19 protein-coding genes are annotated in these 21,411 nt (G+C 72.0%); 10 read left to right on the forward strand and 9 right to left on the reverse strand.

The genetic code is table 11. The annotated features are described in order from the left end of the window. Window positions 1–23: 23 nt before the first annotated feature. Together OIU81_RS35725 and OIU81_RS35730 are read right to left on the reverse strand one after the other, a co-directional pair. The gene (locus tag OIU81_RS35725; RefSeq protein WP_329154508.1) at window positions 24–1,313 is read right to left on the reverse strand and encodes a cytochrome P450; all 1,290 of its coding nucleotides are present in this window, start codon (window positions 1,311–1,313) and stop codon (window positions 24–26) included. Then, the gene (locus OIU81_RS35730; RefSeq protein WP_329154510.1) at window positions 1,310–2,098 is read right to left on the reverse strand and encodes an alpha/beta fold hydrolase; all 789 of its coding nucleotides are present in this window, start codon (window positions 2,096–2,098) and stop codon (window positions 1,310–1,312) included. The genes OIU81_RS35725 and OIU81_RS35730 overlap by 4 nt, the downstream gene beginning before the upstream one ends. Window positions 2,099–2,318: 220 nt before the next feature. Between OIU81_RS35730 and OIU81_RS35735 the strand changes: the two genes are divergently transcribed. Continuing rightward, window positions 2,319–3,674: an MFS transporter gene (locus OIU81_RS35735; protein WP_443074096.1), complete on the forward strand. Its 1,356-nt coding sequence runs from the start codon at window positions 2,319–2,321 to the stop codon at window positions 3,672–3,674. A 24-nt stretch (window positions 3,675–3,698) separates the two neighbouring features. Here the strand turns inward: OIU81_RS35735 and OIU81_RS35740 are convergent, their stop codons facing one another. Together OIU81_RS35740 and OIU81_RS35745 are read right to left on the reverse strand one after the other, a co-directional pair. After that, complete coding sequence (locus OIU81_RS35740) at window positions 3,699–4,922, reverse strand: RNA polymerase sigma factor (protein WP_329154513.1); 1,224 nt, start codon at window positions 4,920–4,922, stop codon at window positions 3,699–3,701. Window positions 4,923–4,939: 17 nt separating this feature from the next. Continuing rightward, window positions 4,940–5,293, reverse strand: coding sequence for a YciI family protein (locus OIU81_RS35745; RefSeq protein ID WP_329154515.1), 354 nt, complete (start codon window positions 5,291–5,293; stop codon window positions 4,940–4,942). 319 nt (window positions 5,294–5,612) lie between these two features. Between OIU81_RS35745 and OIU81_RS35750 the strand changes: the two genes are divergently transcribed. Together OIU81_RS35750 and OIU81_RS35755 are read left to right on the forward strand one after the other, a co-directional pair. Next, a complete protein-coding gene (locus OIU81_RS35750) occupies window positions 5,613–6,827 on the forward strand; it encodes an AI-2E family transporter (protein ID WP_443074097.1) in 1,215 nt (404 codons plus the stop codon). Window positions 6,828–7,077: 250 nt separating this feature from the next. Continuing rightward, entirely contained in the window at window positions 7,078–7,665 is a 588-nt protein-coding gene (locus OIU81_RS35755) for a GNAT family N-acetyltransferase (protein WP_329154517.1), read from the forward strand. A gap of 12 nt (window positions 7,666–7,677) precedes the next feature. Here OIU81_RS35755 and OIU81_RS35760 read toward each other — a convergent pair whose 3' ends face one another. From OIU81_RS35760 to OIU81_RS35770, 3 genes are all read right to left on the reverse strand, one after another. Continuing rightward, entirely contained in the window at window positions 7,678–8,940 is a 1,263-nt protein-coding gene (locus tag OIU81_RS35760; protein WP_329154519.1) for a glycosyltransferase, read from the reverse strand. Between the two features lie 189 nt (window positions 8,941–9,129). Continuing rightward, window positions 9,130–10,188 carry a class I SAM-dependent methyltransferase gene (locus OIU81_RS35765; protein WP_329154520.1) on the reverse strand — a complete coding sequence of 353 codons (1,059 nt, stop codon included), beginning with the start codon at window positions 10,186–10,188 and terminating at the stop codon, window positions 9,130–9,132. Between the two features lie 147 nt (window positions 10,189–10,335). Next, entirely contained in the window at window positions 10,336–11,538 is a 1,203-nt protein-coding gene (locus tag OIU81_RS35770) for an acyltransferase family protein (RefSeq protein WP_329154522.1), read from the reverse strand. A 672-nt stretch (window positions 11,539–12,210) separates the two neighbouring features. Between OIU81_RS35770 and OIU81_RS35775 the strand changes: the two genes are divergently transcribed. The 4 genes from OIU81_RS35775 to OIU81_RS35790 all read left to right on the forward strand — a co-directional run bounded on the left by OIU81_RS35775 (window position 12,211) and on the right by OIU81_RS35790 (window position 16,136). Continuing rightward, window positions 12,211–12,903 carry a hypothetical protein gene (locus OIU81_RS35775; RefSeq protein WP_329331616.1) on the forward strand — a complete coding sequence of 231 codons (693 nt, stop codon included), beginning with the start codon at window positions 12,211–12,213 and terminating at the stop codon, window positions 12,901–12,903. Between the two features lie 146 nt (window positions 12,904–13,049). Continuing rightward, window positions 13,050–13,802, forward strand: a complete 753-nt coding sequence (locus tag OIU81_RS35780) for an IPT/TIG domain-containing protein (protein ID WP_329154526.1) — start codon at window positions 13,050–13,052, stop codon at window positions 13,800–13,802. Between the two features lie 167 nt (window positions 13,803–13,969). Beyond that, entirely contained in the window at window positions 13,970–15,793 is a 1,824-nt protein-coding gene (locus OIU81_RS35785; RefSeq protein WP_329154527.1) for a beta strand repeat-containing protein, read from the forward strand. A gap of 67 nt (window positions 15,794–15,860) precedes the next feature. Beyond that, on the forward strand, window positions 15,861–16,136 hold the full coding sequence (locus OIU81_RS35790) for a hypothetical protein (protein ID WP_329154529.1): 276 nt from the start codon (window positions 15,861–15,863) through the stop codon (window positions 16,134–16,136). Window positions 16,137–16,275: 139 nt separating this feature from the next. Here OIU81_RS35790 and OIU81_RS35795 read toward each other — a convergent pair whose 3' ends face one another. Next, window positions 16,276–17,802, reverse strand: a complete 1,527-nt coding sequence (locus OIU81_RS35795) for a GMC family oxidoreductase (RefSeq protein ID WP_443074182.1) — start codon at window positions 17,800–17,802, stop codon at window positions 16,276–16,278. Between the two features lie 186 nt (window positions 17,803–17,988). Beyond that, window positions 17,989–18,771, reverse strand: a complete 783-nt coding sequence (locus OIU81_RS35800) for a GNAT family N-acetyltransferase (RefSeq protein ID WP_329154533.1) — start codon at window positions 18,769–18,771, stop codon at window positions 17,989–17,991. Between the two features lie 314 nt (window positions 18,772–19,085). Between OIU81_RS35800 and OIU81_RS35805 the strand changes: the two genes are divergently transcribed. Genes OIU81_RS35805 through OIU81_RS35815 form a run of 3 tightly spaced genes read left to right on the forward strand, consistent with a single transcriptional unit; the run spans window position 19,086 to window position 21,366 of the window. Next, the gene (locus tag OIU81_RS35805) at window positions 19,086–19,742 is read left to right on the forward strand and encodes an ABC transporter ATP-binding protein (RefSeq protein ID WP_329154535.1); all 657 of its coding nucleotides are present in this window, start codon (window positions 19,086–19,088) and stop codon (window positions 19,740–19,742) included. Next, window positions 19,739–20,602, forward strand: coding sequence for a metal ABC transporter permease (locus OIU81_RS35810; protein ID WP_329154537.1), 864 nt, complete (start codon window positions 19,739–19,741; stop codon window positions 20,600–20,602). The genes OIU81_RS35805 and OIU81_RS35810 overlap by 4 nt, the downstream gene beginning before the upstream one ends. Then, window positions 20,560–21,366 (forward strand): metal ABC transporter solute-binding protein, Zn/Mn family, encoded by an 807-nt coding sequence (locus OIU81_RS35815; protein WP_329154539.1) that lies wholly within the window; start codon window positions 20,560–20,562, stop codon window positions 21,364–21,366. The genes OIU81_RS35810 and OIU81_RS35815 overlap by 43 nt, the downstream gene beginning before the upstream one ends. Window positions 21,367–21,411 lie beyond the last annotated feature (45 nt).

The following is a 21,411-nucleotide window of genomic DNA, read 5'->3' on the forward strand; positions in this document are numbered from 1 at the left end:
GCACCGACCCCCGGCACTTCCCGCTACGCAGGCGCCACGTCCACCAGCCGCAACGGCAGCGACTTCAGCCCGTGAATGAAGTTCGACACCAGCCGCCGCGGCGGCCCGGCCACCGCCAGGGCGGGGACCAGGCGGCAGGTCTCCTCGTACAGCACCCGCAACTGCAGCCGGGCGAGGTGGGCGCCCAGGCAGACGTGCGGGCCGTCGCCGAAGGAGACATGAGGATTGGGGGAGCGGGTCAGGTCCAGCCGGTGCGGGGCGGCGAAGACCCGCTCGTCGAAGTTCGCCGCACCGTGAAAGACCACCACCTTGTCCCCGGCGCGGACGGCACACCCGGCCAGCTCGGTGTCGTACGCCGCGGTCCGGCGGAAGCTGAGCACCGGTGGATGCCAGCGCAGCAGCTCCTCCACCGCCGCCGGCATGCCCAGTGCCCCGCTGCGCAGCCCGCGGTAGGCATCCGGGCGCCGGGCCAGGGCCAGCAGTCCGCCGGGAGCCGCGCTGCGGACGGTGTCGTTGCCCGCGATGGTCAGCAGGAAGAAGAACATCTCCAGCTCGGGCACGGCCAGTTCCTCGTCCGAGGCGAGCGTGGTCATCACGTCGTCGCCCGGATGCCGCCGCTTGTGGGCGGCCAGCTCCCGCGCGAAAGTGAACATGTCCTGCAGCATCGCGGGGGAGCGGGGGTCGGCGGGCCGCCCGTCCGGACCGGCCTGGGCCGGGGCCGCCTCGTCCGGGTCCTGGTAGCCGATGACGCGCCGGGTCCAGTCCAGCAGCAGCCCGCGCTCAGTGGCCGGCACCCCCAGCAGATCGGTGAGGTTGAGCAGCGCGAAGTCGTCGGTGACGGCACCGACGAGGTCGCACACCCCGTTGCCGTCGCGCGCCGTGTCGACCGCCGCGGTCAGCAGCGCACGGGCCCGACCGCGCACCACCGCCCCGAACCGCTCGACCCGGCCGCGGGTGAACGCACGGCTGACCGCGCGCCGCAGCCGGCCGTGGTCCGGGGGATCCTGATTGAGCATCATGCGGCGGATGAAGGGCAGATCCGCCGGGTCCGGATCCCGGATCTGGGTGGCGCCCAGGCAGGAGGAGAAGATGCGGGCATCCTTCAGCACCCGTACGACGTCCTCGTGGCGGGTGACCGCCCAGAAGCCGGGCCCGGCGGGCCAGCCGAGCACCTCGTGCTCCTCCTGCCAGGCCACCGGATGCCGGTCGCGCAGGAACCGGTACGCCGCGTGCGGCAGACCGTCCGCGTAACCCCGCGGGTCGAACACGTCCGGCACCCGAGGCTCCGCGGCATCGGCGACGGGCGTGGTCATCCCGCCTCCGGCCCGTCGCCGTCGGCTCGCAGGAAGTCCTCCACGGCCCGGATCAGCTCCAGGGGTGTCTCATCCATCGCATAGTGCCCGGCCGAGGCCAGTTCGATCAGCTCACTGTTGGTGTACCACCGCATCCAGGTCCGGCGCGTCAGTTCGGCGGTCAGCGCGGGGTCCAGGGACCCGGTCACCGCCAGCGCCGGTACCGCCGAACCGTCGACCTCGGCGGCGAACTCCTCCCCGGACCACGAATCCAGCCAGGCGCGGAACGCCGCGGGAGCGCTGCACGCCACCGAATGCCGCACCATCCGGTCCAGCCAGGCGTCCGGGCGACGCCCGCCGGAGGTGAGGTCGATGATGGCTCGGCGGTTCTGCGGGACATGGACGGCGGCGGAGAACAGGTCCCATTGCTCCGGCGGCAGGGGCAGCCCGGAGGCGGGGACGGGCGAGATACCGACCAGCCGCCGCAACCGGTGCGGGGCCGCGGCCAGCACCCGTTGGGCGACGCTGGCGCCCATGGAGTGCCCGATCACCGAGAACCGCCGCCAGCCCAGCCGGTCGGCGAGCGCCAGCACATCGCCCGCCCCCTCGCCGGTGGTGTACGCGCCGTCCGCGCCCTTCGCCTCGCCATAGCCCCGCAGATCGACCAGGGCGTACCGGAACGCGTCCCGGTCGAGATCCGGCAGGACCGGGTCGAAGGCCGACCGGTCGCTGAGCCAGCCGTGCACGGCGATGACCTTGTGCGCCCCCGTGCCGTGCAGGGCATGAGGCAGGACGAAAGAAGTCACGCTCACTCCAGACGTGTGGCGATACGTGCCGACGGCCGACGGCCACGCCCGTCCACACTGGCCATAACCTCCCCGCCCTGCAAGAGCGCCACGGCCCGGTCGTGCGCCCCCGGCTGGCGGCCCGTCCGCTGAACCCGGCCGAACCTGACGTGATCTCAGCAGCCGGGACGAGCCCCACCCGCTCTTGACCCACCCCTGCACCCAGCGTGACAGTGCGCTGATGACGAGTGACGCAACATCAGCCCAAGCATCAGCAGAGACATCAGCACAAGCATCAGCACAGGCATCGGCGGAGACATCGGCCCCGGCGGGCGGGGAGAGTCTGCGGCGCGTGGCCGTGGCCTCGTTCATCGGAACGGCCATCGAGTTCTACGACTTCTACTGTTACGGCACGGCCGCCGCCCTCGTTCTCCAGCAGGCGTTCTTCCCGACGCTGGACCCGGTCAACGCCACGCTCGCCGCGTTCTCGACCTACGCCGTGGCCTTCGCCGCCCGGCCGCTCGGCTCGGTGCTCTTCGGCCACTTCGGCGACCGGGTGGGCCGCAAATCCGTCCTGGTGGTGTCCCTCCTGCTGATGGGACTGTCGACCGCCTGCGTCGGACTGCTCCCGGGCTACGACAGCTGGGGGATCTGGGCGCCGCTGCTGCTGATCGTGCTGCGCTTTCTGCAGGGCATCGGGCTGGGCGGCGAATGGGGCGGCGCCGCGCTGCTGGCGGTCGAGCATGCCCCGCCCTCCCGCCGCGGGCTGTACGCCGCCTTCCCGCAACTCGGCCCGTCCGTGGGGTTCTTCGCGGCCACCGGGGTGTTCTGGCTGCTGTCGTCGCAACTCGACGACCAGGCGTTCCGCTCGTGGGGCTGGCGGGTGCCGTTCCTGTTGTCGTTCCTGCTGGTCGGCGTCGGACTGTTCGTCCGTCTGAAGATCAGTGAGACACCGGTGTTCACCGCGGTGCGCGACGCGCAGGAAGCCGCCCGGGTGCCCGCCGTGGAGGTGCTGCGCAGCCACCCGCGCGCACTGTTGCTGGGCGCGGGCGGCATGATCATTGCCTACGGGCTCTTCTACACCGCGACGACCTACTGCCTCGCCTACGCCACCGGCACCCTGGGCATCGCCCGCAACACCATGCTGGGCCTCTCCCTCGTGGCCTGCCTCTTCCTGGCGGCCGGGACCTGGCTCGCCGCCACCCGTTCCGACGGGGCCGGCCGCCGCAGACTGATCCTCGTCGGCAGCGCCCTCGCGGCGGTGTGGGGGCTGGTGCTCTTCCCTCTGCTGGATACCGCACAGCCGGTGCTGATCGCCCTCGGCCTCGGGGGCGCGCTGTTCTGCATGGGCGTCGTCTACGGCCCGATGGGGGCGTTTCTGCCGGAGCTGTTCCGGACGAGCGTGCGCTACTCGGGTGCCTCGCTCGCCTACAACCTGGGCGGAGTCCTGGGCGGCGCCCTCGCTCCGCTGGTCGCCACCCGGCTCCAGTCGGCGTTCGGTTCCGCGTCGGTCGGCTGGTACGTCAGCGCGATGGCGGTGCTCTCGCTGCTGTGCGTGCTGGCACTGCCGGAGACCCGCGGACGCGAACTGAGCTGAGCGGAGAGCCCCACGCAACGCGGGTCAATCCCCGCGTACCGGAGGGAGATTGTCACGACGGCGCTGCAGGAACTGGCGCTCGGCCGCGTTCTCGGTGCGGTCGAGCGCCCGCTCGTAGGCCTCGGCCGCCTCGGCGGTGCGGCCCAGACGCCGCAGCAGATCGGCGCGGACGGCATGGAAGAGGTGATAGCGGTCGAGGTCGAGGCCGTCGACGCACGCGAGCGCCGCCGCCGGCCCGTCGACCTCCGCGACCGCGACCGCGCGATGCAGGGCGACGACCGGGCCGGGGGCGAGTGCCAGCAACTGGTCGTAGAGCCGGAGGATCTGTCCCCAGTCGGTGGCCGCCGCGGTCGGCGCGTCACTGTGGACGGCGTGGATCGCCGCCTGGAGCTGATAGGGCCCCGGCCGGTTGCGCCGCAGGCACCGGCGGACCAGTGCCTGGCCCTCCTCGAGGAGAGCCCGGTCCCAGCGGCCGCGGTCCTGGTCGGCCAGCAGCACGAGCTCGCCCTGCGGCCCGGTGCGGGTGGCCCGCCGCGACTCGGTCAGCAGCATGAGCGCGAGCAGGCCCAGCACCTCGGGCTCGTCGGGCATCAGCCCGGCCAGGAGCCGTCCGAGGCGGATCGCCTCCCGGCAGAGGTCCGCGCGCACCAGCGCCGCACCCGAGCTGGCCGCGTACCCCTCGTTGAAGATGAGGTAGACCACGGCCAGGACGGCCCGCAGACGGTCCGGCAGATCGGCGTCGGTCGGAATCCGATAGGGGATCCGCGCATCGCGGATCTTGCCCTTGGCCCGGACCAGCCGCTGCGCCATGGTGGGCTCGGCCACCAGGAAGGCACGGGCGATCTCCGCCGTGGTCAGCCCGCCCAGAAGCCGCAGCGTCAGGGCGACCTGGGCGGCGGGAGCGAGCGACGGATGGCAGCAGGTGAAGATCAGGCGGAGCCGGTCGTCGCGCACGGGTCCCTCCTCGGCCGCATCCCCGGTGGCGTGCAGCACAGCGGCCTGCACCTGCCGGTCCTCGCGGGACCGCTCCCGGCGCAGCCGGTCGATGGCCCGATTGCGGGCCGTGGTGAGGAGCCACCCCGCCGGGCTCGGCGGGAGCCCGGCGGACGGCCACCGTTCGAGCGCCGTGGCGAAGGCGTCCTGGACCGCCTCCTCGGCGACGTCGATATCGCCGAAGACGCGGACCAGGACGGCGACCGCACGGCCGTACTCCTCACGGAACACCCGCCCCACGTCCGCCGCGGTCACCTCCGCCCCGCCGGATGTCACCCGCAGGACCCGTGCTGCAACGGCCTGACCTCGATGGGGAGGGTGGTGGCACGGGCGAGCTTGCGCCCCCATTCGAGCGCGGCGTCGAGGTCGGGCGCCTCGATGACGGTGAACCCGCCGATGTGCTCCTTGCCCTCGACGAACGGGCCGTCCGTCATCAGCACCTCCTCGTCCTTCTGCCGCACCACGGTGGCCGTGCTCGGCGGGTGCAGCCCCCCGGCGAACACCCAGGCGCCGGCCGCCCTGAGCTCGGCGTTCACGGCCTCCACCTCCCGCATGATCGGCTCCAGGAACTCCGGGGACGGCGGCGGTCCGTCGGGCTGGTAGATGCTGAGCAGGTAATGGGTCATGGTGTTGCCTCCTTGGCCGATCGCTCCGCCGGCGCCTCGCCGGCCTCTCACCCTCTATACGAACGGCTCCGCCCCGGATCGACACGAGGACGCGACCGGCCGGAAAGAAATTCCGCCGTCCCTGCGTCGCCCCGCGCACCCGCCCCGCCCGGCCGTCCCCTGCCGCCTGCCTTCGGGGGAATGCGCGCCCGCACACGTTCGAAAACGGCCGCGAGGTGATACCCGTCTGGGTACGCGCGGAGAGCGGGCGCCTGCCTCCCGCGGGCAGTCGTCCCCCGTCCGGTCCCCGGGCAGCGGGGTGGGAGGTGGTGGCGACCAGGTGCGGAACCGATCCGGCAGCGAGCCTGCGCGCTCCTCCGCCGCCCGCCGAGCCAGGGCGGGGCGGCGCGGGACCGGCGCACCCCGTACGGCCCGCGGCGCGGGGGCGGCAGGCGGCCGCCGGCCGCCCGCCGTCGCATCGGACGGCGGCTCGCGGGAAGCGGCAGAGATCTCGCCGACGCTGCGACTGGCGGCCGCCTACGGCTGGCGCCTGATCGTCGTCGGAGTCGCGGTCTACCTGATTTTCGCCGCGCTGGGCCGGTTCCACCTGGTGACACTGGCGGTGTTCCTGGCCCTGGTGGTGACGGCTCTGCTGGAGCCGCTGGTCAGCGTGCTGCACCGTGGGATGCCGCGGTCGGTGGCCGTCGTGGTCGGCCTGCTGCTGGCCACCCTGCTCCTCTTCGCCGTCCTGAGCCTGATCGGGGCGAACGTCGCCGGTGAGTGGGAGGGGCTGCGCCGGGAGTTCGACGGCGGCGTGGACCGGATCGGCCGGTGGCTCGAAGGCCCGCCCTTCCACCTGCGCCCGGGGACGCTCGCGGATGTGCAGGCGCAGGTGTCGCGGTTCGTGTCGAGCCACCGGGCCACGCTGATCAACACGGCACTCAGCGGGGTCGGCCGGCTGGTGGCGGTGCTGACGGTCGGGGTGCTGTCGCTGTTCTGCTCGATCTTCTTCCTGTACTCGGGCGACCGGATGTGGACGTGGTTCGGCGGCCAGCTGCCGGTGCGCAGCCGCCGCCCCGTGCGTCTGGCGGGGCGCGCCGCATGGGTCACCTTCACCGGGTACACCCGCGGCATCGTGGTGGTGGCCGCGACCAACGCGGTGCTCGTGGGAGTGGCGCTGTTCGCGCTGCGGGTTCCCCTCGCCGTGCCGCTCGCCGTCCTGGAGTTCTTCGCGGCCTTCGTCCCGCTGGTGGGCTCGCCCGTCGCGCTGGCCGTGGCCGCCGTGGTGGCGCTGGCCACGCGGGGTCCGCTGGTGGCCACCGTCGTGGTGCTGCTGATCGTGGTCATCGGGCAGCTCGAAGGCCATGTGCTGCACCCGCTGGTGATGAGCCGGGCCGTGCGGCTGCATCCGATGGTGGTCGCGCTCTCCGTCATCTGCGGCAGCGTCGCGGCGGGGGTGGCCGGAGCGGTGGTCGCCGTCCCCCTGGTCTCGGTGGTCTGGTCGGTCTACGGCGTGCTGCGCGCCCACCGGCCCGTCCTGCCCGAAGGCGGCTGACCGCGGTGGGCAGCTGACCGGCCCCTGCTCGCAGCCGGTCAGATGCCCACCGCGGTCAGCGTCGACACCATCGGCACGACCACCGCCCCACTTGCATTCCCGGCCCGGCGCCTCGGGGCGGAGGCTGCGGGACGTACCTGTCCGGGCCTGTGGGACGATTCCGGCCGGTACGCACGGCGGAGAGCAGGAACGATCCGTGCGACAGGACCACAGGTACAACGGCCTACGGGCACGACGCGGGAGACATCAGGTGTGGGCGATATCGCTGGGTGACGACGGTGCCGAGCTGCGGCCGCTGGAGCCCCGGCACGCCGAGGCGTACCTCGCGCACCTCGACCGGAGCCGTGCCTACATCGGCCGGTACATCGCGATGCCCGACTTCGCCACCGATCTCACGTCCGCCACGGCGTTCCTGCAGTCCTACGCGGACAAGACGGCAGCCGACAGCGGCCGTCTGTACGGCATCTGGCAGGACCGGGAGCTCGTCGGCGGCGTGCTGTTCCGGACCTTCGACGCCGCGTCGGGCACCTGCGAGGCCGGCTGCTGGCTGGAGGAGGCGGCCGCCGGACGCGGGCTGGTCACCCGCGCGATGCGGCTGCTCATCGACTGGGCGGTGGACGAGCGCGGGATCCACCGCGTGGAGTGGATCGCGGCCTCCGCCAACACCGCGAGCATCAACGTCGCCAGGCGGCTCGGCATGGTCCGGGACGGCGTGCTGCGGGAAAGCTATCTCTACCGGGGCGTACGCCACGACACGGAGGTCTGGTCGGTTCTGGCCCCGCAATGGCGCGAGCTGCGGGAATCCGGCCGGCTCGGGCCGCCCGTGGCGCAGAGGTAGCCGAGCGGCGCCTCAGCTTTCCCCGCTGCCCCGCCCCGCCAGCCGTTCCACCGCGGTCAGGACCCGGCCGGCACCGTCCTCGGCGTCGAGCAGTGCCGCGAGCTGCCGTGCGCGATGACGGTAGCGGGGCTCCTCCACGGCCTTGCGGAGGGCCGCGGCAAGCTTCTCCGCGGACAGCTGCCGGAACGGGATCCGTCCCGGGCTCACCCCGAGCGCGGTCAGGCGCGATGCCCAGAACGACTGGTCCAGCATCATCGGCACCGGGACCGTCGGCACCCCCGCGCGCATGCCGGCCGCCGTGGTGCCCGCGCCCGCGTGGTGGACCACGGCCGCCATCCGCGGAAACAGCCGCGCGTGCGGGACCTCGCCCACGGTCAGTACGTCATCGCCGTCGACCGACAGCCCCGCCCACGCCGTCTGGACCACTCCGCGCACACCGGCGAGCCGCAGGGCCCGGCCCACGAGGCGTCCGTAGCGCTCCGGGTCGCCGAGAGCCATGCTGCCGAAGCCCACATAGACCGGCGGCGGACCGGCCTCGAGGAAGTCCGCCAGCCGGGAATCCGGGGTCCAGTCCGGCGCCTCCCACGGCCACCAGTAGCCCGCCACCTCCATCCCCGGCCGCCAGTCCACGGGCCGGGGGACCACCACCGGGCTGAAACCGTGGTGCACCGGCCAGGTCGCCCGTCGCCGGGCGAGCGCGCCGGGCGTCACACTCAACTGCCGCTGGAGGTGCTTGATGCCGGGAGCGAACGCCCGGTCCAGCAGGGACAGGGCGCAGCGTCCCGCGGCCCGGTTGCCGAACGGTCCCAGCGACGGCAGGTCGAAGATGACCGGCGGGAACTCCCGGGTGGGGGCCAGGGGCTGCAGGAAGACCCCGGCGCTGGGCAGGCGCAGACCCTCCGCCGCCACCACTCCCAAGGGGGCCAGGCTGCTGGAGAACAGCACGACGTCGGCGCCGGACGTACAGGCCTCGACCAGTGCGTCGGCCATCTTGGGGGCCAACTCCCGTGCCAGTCTGATCTGTTCGACCTTGGAGGGCATCGACCCGTGACCGTTGCCGTCCTGCCCGTCGCCCTTCTCGGGTCCGGCGCCCACGGTGGCGTACCGGTCCAGCGGAAGGGGATGGAAACCCAGCCCGCTGCGGCGGACATGGACGGCCGAGCGGCTGTGCGTGGCCATCACCACCGTGTGGCCGGCTTCCTGCAGCCGGCTCCCGAGGCCGGTGTAGGGAGCCACGTCCCCGTGTGAACCTGCGGTGGCGATCAGGATGTGCATGGTCGGAAGTGTCCCGTTTCCCGGGAGGCGGGGAGGGCGAGTGCGCACTGCGTCACCCGGCCGGACTAATGTGCGTTTCCTCCGCCCTCCGCACTCCGCACTCCGCACTCCGCACTCCGCACTCGCACTCCGCACTCTGTGCCTTCCGCGCCTTCAACTGCCTTACGTGCCTTCCGCGCATGGGTGTGGTCAGTCCCGTCGGGCGATCACCCGGTAGGCGTTGGACAGCCGGGTGCGCCGGGTGAGGGGCGCCAGCAGCAGGTCCACCCCGAGCAGGACGAGGAGTGCGGGCGTGGCGGCCAGCAGGGCCAGCGCACGGATGCCCCGGCCCAGGGGGCCGGGCTTCCTCGGCAGCCACGGCAGATCTTCGCCCGGCAGAACGGAGTTGAGCACATTCACCGCCGCGGACGTCAGATCGGTGGGGATGTGCGGCTCCTTCCGGTCGACGGCCACGATGGTGAAGCCCTGCTCGGTCAGTTCGTCGCGGAGGTTGTCCAGCGGAATGAGGTGCAGGTGCTGGGGCTGCAGCCACGGGCCCCACCACCGGCCGAGCAACCGGGCGGCGGCGGACTGCGGGTCGGGCACCTCGACCAGGAGGTGGCCGCCGGTCCGCAGTACCGTCCGGGCGGCGGTCAGTTCGTGCCGTGGCGCCAGGGTGTGTTCCAGGTAGTGGTACATGCTCACCACGTCGTACTGGCCGGCGAGCTGGCCGGCCAGGCCCGGGAACGAACCGCGGTAGGCCCGCGCGATCCGGCCTTTGCGGGCGGCGATCTCCACGCCTTCGCCCCAGTCCAGGCCGTGGAATTCGGTGCCCGGGTGCAGGCGTTGGGCCTCGGCGCAGAAGTGGCCGTGGCCGGTGCCGACATCCAGCCAGCGCCCGGGGCGGCCGAAGGGGAGCATCGCGCGGGCGCGGGTCCGGTAGAGCTTGACCGCCAGGGGTGAGGACGCCATCCGCGCCATCGTGGCCTCCCCCAGGCCGTCGTAACAATCGCGGTAGTAGAAGTCCAGGCCCTCCGAACTCAGGCGGGGGTTCTGGAAGACGTGGCCGCAGTTGTGGCACGTGTCGAGCACGAAGCTGCCCGGCTTGCGCTGGGGGTGATTGGTGGTGCGCAGGCGCTCGCGCAGACGGGGGGAGGCACACCACGGGCACGTACGGCGCGCCGGCTCGAAGAACCGTGCCAGCCCGTGCGCCAGCTCGTCCTGGTAATGCGGCCGGTGGGCGGCGACTTGCTCGCTTCGCGTCTTCATCGGGAGCCTCTTTCGGCTGTCGTCCTGCGGGGGAAGAGTGCTGCGGGTGGGGAGGCGCGGGCGACACGCGAGGGCGGCTGTTCGTGGGCGGTCTTGCCCTCCGTCCGGATCGGGCCTGTCCGAGCCGGACGACGGGACCGGCATCCGTTACGGGGCTGCCGCCGGCCGGAGACGGTCACGGCGGCGGGCGCGAGGCGTGGAGAAGCGCCGCATACACGGGCGTTCCACCCCCGCGTACACCAGCCAGGAGAGCAGGAAGATCATGGGAAGGGCGGTCAGGATCGCCGCGAGAGCGCTCCAGCCCAGATGTGTCAGACCCACGTACATCAGTCCCAGCACCAAGAGGTGCACCAGATACATGGCGTAGGAAATCTCACCGAGGAACACCAGGGGAGCGGTGCGCAGCAGTGACGCTCCGCCGCGCAGATCCAGCTCCGCGGTGGCATGGACCAGCACGGCGAGCGGGGCCACGGTCGAGGCCGCGTACATGAAGTCGTGCGGCAGGAACGAACTGTTCACGATGATGGCGCTGATGACCCCCAGCGCGGCCGGCAGCACACCGATGCGCGGAAGCCGGATTCCCTCTGCGGAGATTCGGGCCGCGATCATCCCGAGCACGAACTCCGGCAGTCGCGTGACCGGGAGCATGTACAAGAACCAGTAGCCGGGAAAGAACCGCCCCTCGGGGTTGAGGACCAGGGCACAGAACACCGGCCAGGCCCAGACGAGGGCGATGGCCGACACGGCACCGATCAGCAGCCCCCGCCGTGACAGCCGCCTGATCCAGGGCAGCAGCACCGGGAAGAGAAGGTAGAAGAACATCTCGGCGGCCAGCGACCAGGAAACGGGATTACCCGCGGAGAGGAAACGCTGACTGGGTACCCAGGTGTTCACCAGGAGGAGACTGGCGAGATGGGCCACCATGCCCGAACCGCTGGTGGCGGCCGCCGTCCCGGCGAACGCGAGGGCGCCCACGACCACACACCAGGTCAGTACGTGATTGGGCAGGATCTTGGCGGCCCGCCGGCGCCAGAAGGACCGTGCGGTGTCCGTCGGACGGGCGGAGTGGGTCAGGACGTACCCGCTGAGGATGAAGAACAGCGAGACCGCACTCGCGCCCACCCAGACCTCGGGCCCCAGCGTCCTGGCGAGGTGGGGGCTGACCAGCAGGGCACTGTGCGTGAAGACGACTCCGGCCGCGGCGGTGAAACGCAGGCCGGTCAGCGAGGGCAGCCGCGCACCGCCGGATCTCCTGCCGTCTCCCGCCGGCGTCCCCGCTTCCGTACGGCCGGCCGGGACGCTGCCGGCCCTGGTGGCGGACCGGGATGACAGCCTGGAGAGATGGCGCATGGGAGCCTCCTGCGAGAGCATGCCCTAGCCCATGACCACCACGTAAAGGGAGGGAGGCGCATGGGGGCGGGGCCCGTCGGGGATCGGACGGCATGACTGATCCTTGCCCGTGCAAAGGAAGGGGCGGCCCGTCGCGCGGCTGGCACGATTGACCCATTGCCGGACACCCGGGCAATAGGGGGCCGAGCCGATTTCACCCGTACGGCCCAGCTGCTCCGGGGGCCGCCGTGATGAGGTGCCCTGGTGCGACCCGCCGGTGGTGAAGTGGACGCTCCTGCCGGAACACCTCCCGCAGTGACGGGGGACGGTGCGAGCGCCGGGTCCGATGTCGGATGGTGCCGCGCACGAGATGTCAGAAGGGTCCCGGGAGCGCCGCGGTGTGCGGGAAGGGGGCCGATGCACGCTCTGCCGATCGGGTGACGTGGCGTCAAGTCTCTTGCTGGCGCGCTCACCCCGATGGATTACTGGCCTCATCCAATCCGGTGGGCCCGCCCGTTCCTCTCCGGGGAGCGGCAACTGGCCTGCCCTCAATCATCACTTGAGAGTGCAGGCAACGGTGCGGCCCTGACACCGTCACGTGCGCGCTTCCGCTGGAGGAGGTGCATTCCTCGACCCGTGCGGTTCGTGGCATCAGGGGCCCGGCGGTTCACGCCATCTCATTCCGGGGGCGTCATGCCAACTGTCCGTACTCTGCGATCCCTCCTCGGCGTCGGTGTCCTTGCCGTGGGACTGGCCGTGGCACCGGCCCCGGCACACGCACAGACCTCGACCTCCGTGCTGTGCAGCGAGTCCGCATTGGTGAACGCGATCACGACGGCGAACGCCATCGGCGGGGACACCTTGGCGCTGTTTCCGTTCTGCACCTACCGGATCACGAGCGCTCACCACCTCAGTGCCAGGGGGCCGGTGGGGCTGCCGGCCATCACCACTCCCCTCAAGCTGATCGGCATCGGCAACATCATCGAGCGCGACCCGGGCGCTGCGCAGTTCCGTGTCCTTCAGGTCGAGGGATCCGCCAACGTGCCGGGTACGAATGGGCAGTTGACCGCGCAAGGGATCACCGTCCGTGGCGGCAGTGCCGTGTCCCCCTATCCGGGAGGCGGCATCTCGAACCTGGGCGGCACGGTCTCCTTGAGCTTCAGTGACGTCAGTGGCAACACCGCCGTCGCCGGGGGCGGCCTCTACAACGACAACGGTGTCATGGTCCTTTCCAACACCCACGTGCACCACAACTCGGCCCCGACCACCGGCGGCGGGATCTACCTCAATTCCGGCAGCGTGCTGTTGACGGACTACCTCACCAACGTGCGGGACAACACCCCGGACAACTGCGCTCCGCCGGGAAGCGTCGGCGGCTGCGTCTGAGGGCCGGCCGAGTCCTCGGCCCGAGCTCCACCCGGCGTTCGACATCACCGCCTGCCGCACACGCGGCCTTCCGGCCGCGGTTCGTCACCCCCTCCACACACCGCTCCACACACCGCTCCACACACCGCAATCAAGGAGGCAATGCCATGCCCATCAGCCCCAACCAGGGTTCGACCGCGGGTGGGACCACGGTCACCATCACCGGTACCAACCTCGCCAACGCCCTGTCGGTGCACTTCGGCTCCAAGACAGCCACCATCACAGCCAACACCGCGACCTCGGTCACCGTCACCTCCCCGTCCGGCACCGGCACGGTTCCGGTCACCGTGACCACCTCTGCCGGTACCAGCAACCCGCTGTCGTTCTTCTACATCGGAGCGCCGTTCAAGTCGAACCTCAGCCCCAGTACGGGCGTCACGGCGGGTGGCAACATCGTCACCATCAACGGCACCGGGCTGAGCACCGCCAGTGCGGTGCACTTCGGGAGCGCCACCGCGACGCCGACCGTGGTCAACGACGGGCAGCTGACCGTCGCCGTACCGGCGGGCACCGGCCCCGGGCCGGTGAGCGTCAGCGTCACCACCGCCGGCGGCACCAACAACGGTCTGACCTACACCTACGTCGGCGCGCCCACCATCACCACCCTCGACCCCAACTCCGGTCCGGCGAGCGGCGGAACGGTGGTGACCATTACCGGTGCCAACTTCAGCACCACCCAGTCCGTCACCTTCGGCGCCGTGCCCGCGGCGTTCTCGGTGATCAGTGACACCAGTCTTTCGGTCGTCACCCCGCCCACTCCGGACGGTGCGCCCGGCCCCGCCGACGTCACCGTGACCACCACCGGGGGTGCCGCGACCCTCGCCGCCGGCTTCACCTACCTCGCCGGACCCGGTATCTGATCCTCCGTCCGGTCCGCCGACCGCCTGGATTTCGTTCGCAGGCGTGCGGACAGTTGCCCGGACAGGGTGCGTTGCGCCCTGTCCGGGCCCAGCTCATCTCCCTTGACGCGCCCTGTCGCGGTACTGCTCCTCCGGTGCCCGGCCCGGGCGCCCGCCCTCGAAGGATCATGGCTGTGAAACCCTCAGAAAGCCTGCCGTCCGACTCCGCCCCGCGGTCGCCGGCCGCCGCCCCGCCCGCGGTCCTCTCCGTGTCACCCACCTCGGGTTCCGCCGGGGGCGGTACCGGCGTGACGGTGAGCGGCACCGGCTTCACCGGCGCCACCGCCGTGCGCTTCGGCGCCACGCAGGGGGCCGCGGTCACCGTCGTCTCCGACACCCAGATCTCCGTCGTCTCCCCGCCGGGCACCGGGACGGTGCAGGTCACCGTCACGACCCCGGCCGGCACCAGCAACCAGTTCGTCACCTTCGGCTACACCACCACCTCCGGGCCCGTGCTCACCGCGCTGAGTCCGAACGCGGGTCCGGCGGCCGGCGGGACCGTGGTGACGCTGTCGGGGGCGGGGTTCACCGGTGCGACGGCGGTGCGGTTCGGTGCGGTGTCGGCGTCGTTCACGGTGGTGTCGTCGACGCAGATCGCCGCGACGGCGCCGGCGGGTTCGGGCACCGCGCAGGTGACGGTGACGGCTCCTGGGGGCACCAGCAACGCCGTGCCGTACACCTACACCCCGGCGTCCACTCCGGTGCTGTCGTCGGTGAGTCCGAATACGGGTCCGGCGGCCGGTGGAACGGTGGTGACGCTGTCTGGGACGGGGCTCGCGGGTGCGACGGCGGTGCGGTTCGGTGCGGTGTCGGCGTCGTTCACGGCGGTGTCGTCGACGCAGATCACCGCCATCGCGCCGGCGGGCTCGGGCACCGCCCAGGTGACGGTGACGACCCCCGGCGGCACCAGCAACGGCGTGGCGTTCACCTACACCTCGGTGTCCGTTCCGGTGTTGTCATCGGTGAGCCCGACCTCGGGTTCAACGGCGGGTGGCACCACGGTCACCCTCACCGGCACGGGCTTGGCCAATGCCAGCGCGGTGCGTTTTGGTGGCACGGCGGCGAGTTCTTTGAGTGTCGTCTCCGACACGCTCATCACTGCGGTGGCCCCTGCCGGGACCGGGACGGTGCAGGTGACCGTGACCACTCCGGGCGGCACCAGCAACGGCGTCTCCTACACCTACGCGGTGACCCCCACTCTGACCGCCGTCAGCCCCAACCAGGGGCCCACCTCGGGCGGGAACACCGTCACCCTCACCGGCATCAACCTCACCGGAACCACCGCGGTCGCCTTCGGTACCACCCCGGCGGCGTCCTTCACCGTCGTCTCCCCGACCCAGATCACGGCCGTGGCCCCGGCGGCGGTGGCGGGGGTGGTGGGCATCACCGTGACGGCGCCGGGAGGGGCCAGCACCCTCCCCCATGCCTACTTCTTCGTCAATGCCCCGGTTCTCACCGCTGTGACACCGCTCTCGGGCCCCCTGGCGGGCGGCAACACCGTCACCCTCTTCGGCAGCTCACTCGTGGAGGCCACGGCGGTCCGCTTCGGGGGCACTGCCGCCACGTCGTTCACGGTGGTCTCGGATTCCCAGATCACCGCCGTGGTTCCCGCGGGAGTCGCCGGGCCCGTTCAGGTGACCGTCAGCACCGTCGGCGGCACCAGCAACCCGGTGACCTACACCTACCTCACGCCTCCGGTCATCACCACGCTGGCCCCGACCCAGGGGACCATCTCCGGTGGCAGCACCGTCACCCTCACCGGTAGCAACTTCTCCCAGGCGACCGCGGTGTTCCTCGGCACCCAGCCCGTGGGCTTCACCCTCGTCTCCGACACCCACCTCGTGGCCGATGTCCCGGCGGGAGCTGCCGGACCGGTGGACGTCACCGTGGTGGGCCCCGGCGGCACCAGCGTCCCGCAGACCTACACCCGGCTGTCGTCGCCCGGCATCTGAGGCACGGGACAACGGGGCCGGCCGTCGCTGATTGCCACCGGCCTGTCGGACAAGGCACCCTTGCATCATGTCGCATGTGAGACTCGAAGCCTGGATCGGCGGAGAGTGGCTGGAAGTGGATGCCGTGAGCGTCTCCGTCATGGAGTCCGCGCTGACCCTCTCCTTCGAACGCCAAAGGTCCGAGTCCGGATACCGCAGCCTGATCTGGGAGCCCCTGGAGAACTTTCTCCGGGAGTACCGTGAGGAGCCCGTCGTCGTGGTGCCGTTGGGGCGCAACTTGCCCGTGATGTTCGGCCCCGGCGCCGCGGGGCCCTTCCGGCTGTCCGAGATCGCGGACGGCTGACCGGCGCGCGAGGACCGCACGGGCCTGCCGTGCCAGGCCGTTCGCCCTCCCCGCGGCACGTGTCCGGCGACATGGCGCGAGGAGGGCGGACGGCCGTACAGCTGGTCCGCCCTCTTGCTGGTCTGTGCCTACAGCCGGGCTATGCCGCGCGGCGGATGAGGTCGGCGGCCTTCTCCGCGACCATGATCGTCGCGGGGCTCGTGTTGACCGAGACGATCGTGGGCATCACCGACGCGTCCGCCACCCGCAGGCCCGTCAGCCCGTGCACGGTCAGATCCGGAGCGACCACCGCGTCCGCGCCGGTGCCCATCGCGCAGCTGCCCACGGGGTGGAAGTACGTGCCGGTGGCATGCGCCAGGTACGCACGCAACTCCGCTTCCTCGGTGACGCCGTCGCCGGGAAGGACCTCACGCGAGCGCCATTCCCGGAAGGGATGCGCCGCCGCGATGTCCCGTGCCACCTCGATGCCGTGCAGCATGCGCCGGACGTCCGACTCCGTACCGAGGTAGTTCGGGTCGATCAGCGGCGGGGTGTCCGGGTCGGCGGTGGCCAGGCGCACCGAGCCCCGGCTCTGCGGCACGGTCGCCAGACCGAGGGTGAAGCTGTTCGCCGGGGCCTGCATCGTCGGCGGGTGGTAGGGGATGTGAATGAACATCAGCTGCATGTCGGGCCCGGACAGCGAGGCATCGCTGCGCCACAGCAGCGACGTCTCCGAGAGGTTGGTGCGCCCCGCGGGAATCGGACGGCTCGCCTCGTGGACGAGCGGGCACAGCGGGTGGTCGTGCAGATTGCGTCCCACGCCGGGCAGGTCGTGGCGGACCTCGACACCGGTGCGTCGCAGTTCGTCGGCGGGGCCGATGCCCGACAGCAGGAGCAGCCGTGGGGTGTCGATGGCGCCGGCGCTGACGATCACCTCGGCACGCGCATACGCGGTGACCGTCTCGGCTCCCCGGCGGAACTCCACTCCCGTGCACCGGTCGCCGTCGAGCAGCAGACGGTGTGCGCGGGAGCCGGTCGAGACGGTCAGGTTCGGCCGTTGGGCGCGGACCGGGTGCAGATAGGCGTCCGCGGTGCTCTGCCGCCTGCCGTCGGCGATGCTCAGATCGTGCCGGCCCGCGCCCTCCTGGTGGCGGCCGTTGAAGTCGTCGGTTGCCGGGTGGCCCGCCGCGACGGCGGCGTCGACGAAGACCTGGGAGAGCGGGTTCGCCTCCGCCGGCCGTGCCGGGGCGGGGCGCATCGGGCCGCTGTCGCCACGGAACTCGGGGTCTTTTCCGGCGACTGTCTCCATCCGACGGAAGTAGGGCAGGAGCGCGTCGAATTCCCATCCCGCGCACCCGGCGGCGGCCCAGCGGTCGAAGTCGTTGCGGTGCCCGCGCAGGAACACCATCGCGTTGGTCGCACTGCACCCGCCCAGCGTTCGGCCCCGCGGGTAGGCGTGTGCCAGCCCGCCGGTGCCGTCCTGGGGCACCGTGGTGTAGGCGTGGTCGACCTCGCTGCCGAGCAACGCGGGCCACGCCGGCGGTGTGGCCAGGTCCGCCCGGGTCTCCGCCGGCCCGGTCTCCAGCAGCAGGACCGTGCTGTCCGCGTCCTCGGACAGCCGCGCGGCCAGCACGCAGCCCGCCGATCCCGCACCGACCACGATGTAGTCGAACTCCTCCGGAACCACCACTGTGTCCTCCCCTTCGTCGCCTGCGGGGCCGGTCGCGATCGGCTGTGCCGGGTGGGGGCGGTGACCGTGGGGCGACGGCGCCCTCGTCCACGGCATCGTACCGTCGCTGCGCAGTTGGCGATCAAGGAAGGACCGTCAACTCCCGCCGCGCACAGGGGATATGGCGCAGGCGGGAGTCGGTGGTCAGCGGACGGGACCGGACGGTCGGGGCGCGGCCAGCCGTGCGGACACGCAGGGGTCCTCGTTGCGGTAGCCGAGGCGGGTGTAGAGCCGCTCGGCGGGGACGTTGTCGGCGAGCTGCCACAGCGTGCAGTACCCGTACCGGCGCACCGCGTAGCGGGTCAGCCAGGAGGTCAGCGCGGCGCCGAGGCCCTGGCCGCGCTGGGAGGCGTCGGTCGCGACGGACGCCATCAGCGGAGCACCGCTGTCCCGCAGACTGCTCATGGCCCCGCAGGCCACCAGCCGTCCGTCGGGGTCACGGATCCCCGCCCACACGCTGACGTCGGATGAACCGGGGCCGGTGGAGTGGGCCGGGCTGTGGACGTTGAGGAAGGCCAGCAGCTCGTCGTGGTGCGACTCGTCGAGGACGATCACCCGCTCCTCCGCCCGCTGGACCGGTGGTTCCTCCAGCGTCCAGCGGAAGACCCACTCGACGACATCGGTCACCGGCAGCAGCCGGCCGGCCAGGGCCTCGGTGCCGCGCGGGCCGGTGAACTCCCGCACCTGGTCGGGGCGGCCCAGCGCGGCGCGCAGGACGAGTCCGGCGGCGGCATCCGGTTCGCCGACGCTCCACATGTGTCCACGGCCACCGTCGAGCCAGGCGACGGCACCATGGCCGGTCCAGCTGATCCGGTCGGCCGGGTGCTGCCGCGCGGCGCCGAAACGCAGCAGGGCAGCACCGGTCCTGAGCTCCAGGCCCTGGTTGAACAGGTCCGCGGTCCGGGGATCAAGAGTCGTTGCCTGCATCGCTCTCTGGGGAAGGCCGTAGGGAAGGGGCTCGGCCCGGACGCGCGCAGGACGCGGCCGGAACCATCTGTTCTGAAGTGTGGGGATCCCGGCAGCGGCTGCGCACGCGCGCGCCCGGCCGACCGGGACGGCCCACTGTTGCACAGTGCCCCCGGCCCGGAGCAAATCCGGGCGGAACCCGTAGGTGAACACGGTGTGGCCATCCGGGTCAGAGGTGGCTCACCCCCGGGACGTTCCCCGACGGCGGGAACCCGGCGGCCCCGCGGTCCGACTAGTGGGCTGTGGAATGGAGCGAGAAGAGGCCCGGGCCCGCTGTGGCGCGGCACGCAAGTGAGCAGACCGGTCTGGAGGTGCGGCTGCGCGGAGTGGTGTGCCGGCACGGCCGCCTGGAAGCGGTCCATGGCGTCGATCTCGATGTGGCGGCCGGTGAACGGATCGCACTGACCGGCACCAACGGCTCGGGGAAGACCACCTTGTTGCGCGCGGTGCTCGGTCTGCACCGGCGGGTCGACGGGGAGATCCTGGTCGGCGGGCGGGGCAGCCGCACCGCCGCCGAGTGGGCATGGCGCCGGCGGGCCTGCGCATGGATTCCGCAGCGCCCGGCGGCCGGGCGGTTCCCGCTGCTCGCCGGTGAGCTGCTGGCGAGCAGCGGTGCCCCGGCCGAGGCCGCGGAGGCGGCCGGGCGGCTGGGCGTCGGAATGATGGCGGACCGGCCGCTGAGCAGTCTGTCCGGCGGCCAGTTGCAGCGGATGCACCTGGCGCGCGCGGTGGGCTGTGTCGCCGCCGGGGCCGGCGTGCTGCTCGCCGACGAGCCGACCGCGGCGCTGGACTTCGCGGGGCAGGAGGAGGCCGCCGAGGTTCTCACCACGCTGCCGGTGACGCTGCTGGTGGTCACCCACGACCGGGCGATGGCCGCGTGCTGCGACCGTACGTGGGAGATGGCCGCCGGGCGTCTGCGGGAGGTGTCATGAGCGGGCTCGCGCAGATCGGTGAGCTGTGGCAACTGGTGCCGGTGCAGCGGGCCGGCGGCGGACTGCTGCTCGCGGCCTTCGGGCTGCCGATCGTCGGGGTGGTGATCGTCGGTCTCGACATCATGCCGGTGCGCTTCGCCATGATGCATGTCGCGCTGCTGGGCATCGCCGTGGGGCAACTGCTGGGTCTCGACCCGGTGCTGTGCGCGCTGGTGGCGTGCGCGCTGGCGGGCGCGGGGGTGGCACCGCTGGCGCGGACCGCGGAGGGTCTGTCGGGGGCGATGGGGCTGCTGATGAGCCTGGCCATCGCCGCCGCGCTGTTGCTGCTGGCGCTCTCCGGGGTCAACGCCAACGGTGCCTTCGCGCTGCTGTGGGGCTCGATCCTGGCGGTCCGTCCGGCCGATCTGGCCGTGCTGGGGGCGCTGGCGGTGGCGGTCCCGGCGCTCTTCGTCTGGCGCCGCCGCGACCTGGCCCTGCTGCTGCACGACCGGGAGCTGGCGCAGTGCTCCGGGGTGGCGGTGCAGCGGCTGACCGTGCTGCTGCTGGTCCTGGTGGCGGTCGCGGTGGCCGGTGCCATCCGCCTGACCGGCGCGCTGCTGGTGGACGCCCTGACCCTGCTCCCGGCGCTCGCCGCCCGCCGCCTCGGCCGCTCACTGGTGTCGATCACGGTGTGGGCGGTCGGGATCGGCGTCGTCGTGAACGTCCTCGGATTTCTGCTGTCACTGGCCTGGGACCTGCCGCCCGGCCCGGTACTCGTCCTCGCCGCGGGGGCCGTCGCCCTCGTCGCCCACCTCCTCCCCGAACGGAGAACTCGCTCATGGCGCCTGTCCGCCACGTCGTCCGCCCCGTCACCGCACTGAGTGCGGGGCTGCTCCTGCTCACCGGCCTGACCGGCTGCGGAACCGGCTCCGACAAGGACGGGTCGTCCGCGAAGGGGGCGTCCGGGCCCGTCGTCGTCGCCACCTCCAGTTGGGAGGCGGCACTGGCCAAGGCGGCCGGGGCCAAGAACGTCAGGTCCCTCGTCCCCCCGTCGGTCCGGCACGCGCCCGACTACGACCTCAAGCCGTCCGATCTGGCGGCGGTCGCCGACGCCGACTACGTCCTGTACGCCTCCTTCGAACCGTTCGCGGGACGCATCAAGGAGGCCGCGGGCTCCAAGGCGAAGCTGATCGAGCTCACGCTGGACAACGCGCCCAGGACGACGAAGGGCGAGGTCACCAAGCTGGGCAAGACGTTCGGCACCGAAAAGGCCGCCGCCACATGGAACGCCACCTTCACCGCACGGTGGAACTCCCTGAGCCGGCAGGTGAAGGCGAGCCGGCCCGCCGGCAAGCCGCCCGTGGTGGCGGCGCAGAAGTTCACCACCTGGGCGGCCGATCTGGCCGGCGCGCGGGTGGTCGGCACGTACGGACCCGAGGCGGTCACCCCCGACCAGCTGTCCTCCCTGACGGCCAAGAAGCCCGCATTCGTGCTGGAGAACGAGAACATGTCGACCGGCACCGTCCTGCCCGGCTCAGGAGCCGAGCAGCTGAACATCGCCAACTACCCGGGCCGGGACCTCGACTTGCTGGGCGTGTACCGCAAGGCCGCCGCACAGATGGAGAAGGCGTTCTCGCGCGGCTGATTACCTGTTTCTGCCCCCCGCGTGAGGGCCCTGCGGCAGAAGTCC

It is taken from the genome of Streptomyces sp. NBC_01454 (assembly GCF_036227565.1).
Classification (GTDB): domain Bacteria; phylum Actinomycetota; class Actinomycetes; order Streptomycetales; family Streptomycetaceae; genus Streptomyces.

Coding starts and splice junctions, on each gene's coding strand:
- OIU81_RS35725 (WP_329154508.1), bottom strand. CDS start 1,313: ATGACCACGCCCGTCGCCGATGCCGCGGAGCCTCGGGTGCCGGACGTG.
- OIU81_RS35735 (WP_443074096.1), top strand. CDS start 2,319: ATGACGAGTGACGCAACATCAGCCCAAGCATCAGCAGAGACATCAGCA.
- OIU81_RS35745 (WP_329154515.1), bottom strand. CDS start 5,293: ATGACCCATTACCTGCTCAGCATCTACCAGCCCGACGGACCGCCGCCG.
- OIU81_RS35760 (WP_329154519.1), bottom strand. CDS start 8,940: ATGCACATCCTGATCGCCACCGCAGGTTCACACGGGGACGTGGCTCCC.
- OIU81_RS35765 (WP_329154520.1), bottom strand. CDS start 10,188: ATGAAGACGCGAAGCGAGCAAGTCGCCGCCCACCGGCCGCATTACCAG.
- OIU81_RS35770 (WP_329154522.1), bottom strand. CDS start 11,538: ATGCGCCATCTCTCCAGGCTGTCATCCCGGTCCGCCACCAGGGCCGGC.
- OIU81_RS35775 (WP_329331616.1), top strand. CDS start 12,211: ATGCCAACTGTCCGTACTCTGCGATCCCTCCTCGGCGTCGGTGTCCTT.
- OIU81_RS35780 (WP_329154526.1), top strand. CDS start 13,050: ATGCCCATCAGCCCCAACCAGGGTTCGACCGCGGGTGGGACCACGGTC.
- OIU81_RS35785 (WP_329154527.1), top strand. CDS start 13,970: ATGGCTGTGAAACCCTCAGAAAGCCTGCCGTCCGACTCCGCCCCGCGG.
- OIU81_RS35790 (WP_329154529.1), top strand. CDS start 15,861: ATGTCGCATGTGAGACTCGAAGCCTGGATCGGCGGAGAGTGGCTGGAA.
- OIU81_RS35800 (WP_329154533.1), bottom strand. CDS start 18,771: ATGCAGGCAACGACTCTTGATCCCCGGACCGCGGACCTGTTCAACCAG.
- OIU81_RS35810 (WP_329154537.1), top strand. CDS start 19,739: ATGAGCGGGCTCGCGCAGATCGGTGAGCTGTGGCAACTGGTGCCGGTG.
- OIU81_RS35815 (WP_329154539.1), top strand. CDS start 20,560: ATGGCGCCTGTCCGCCACGTCGTCCGCCCCGTCACCGCACTGAGTGCG.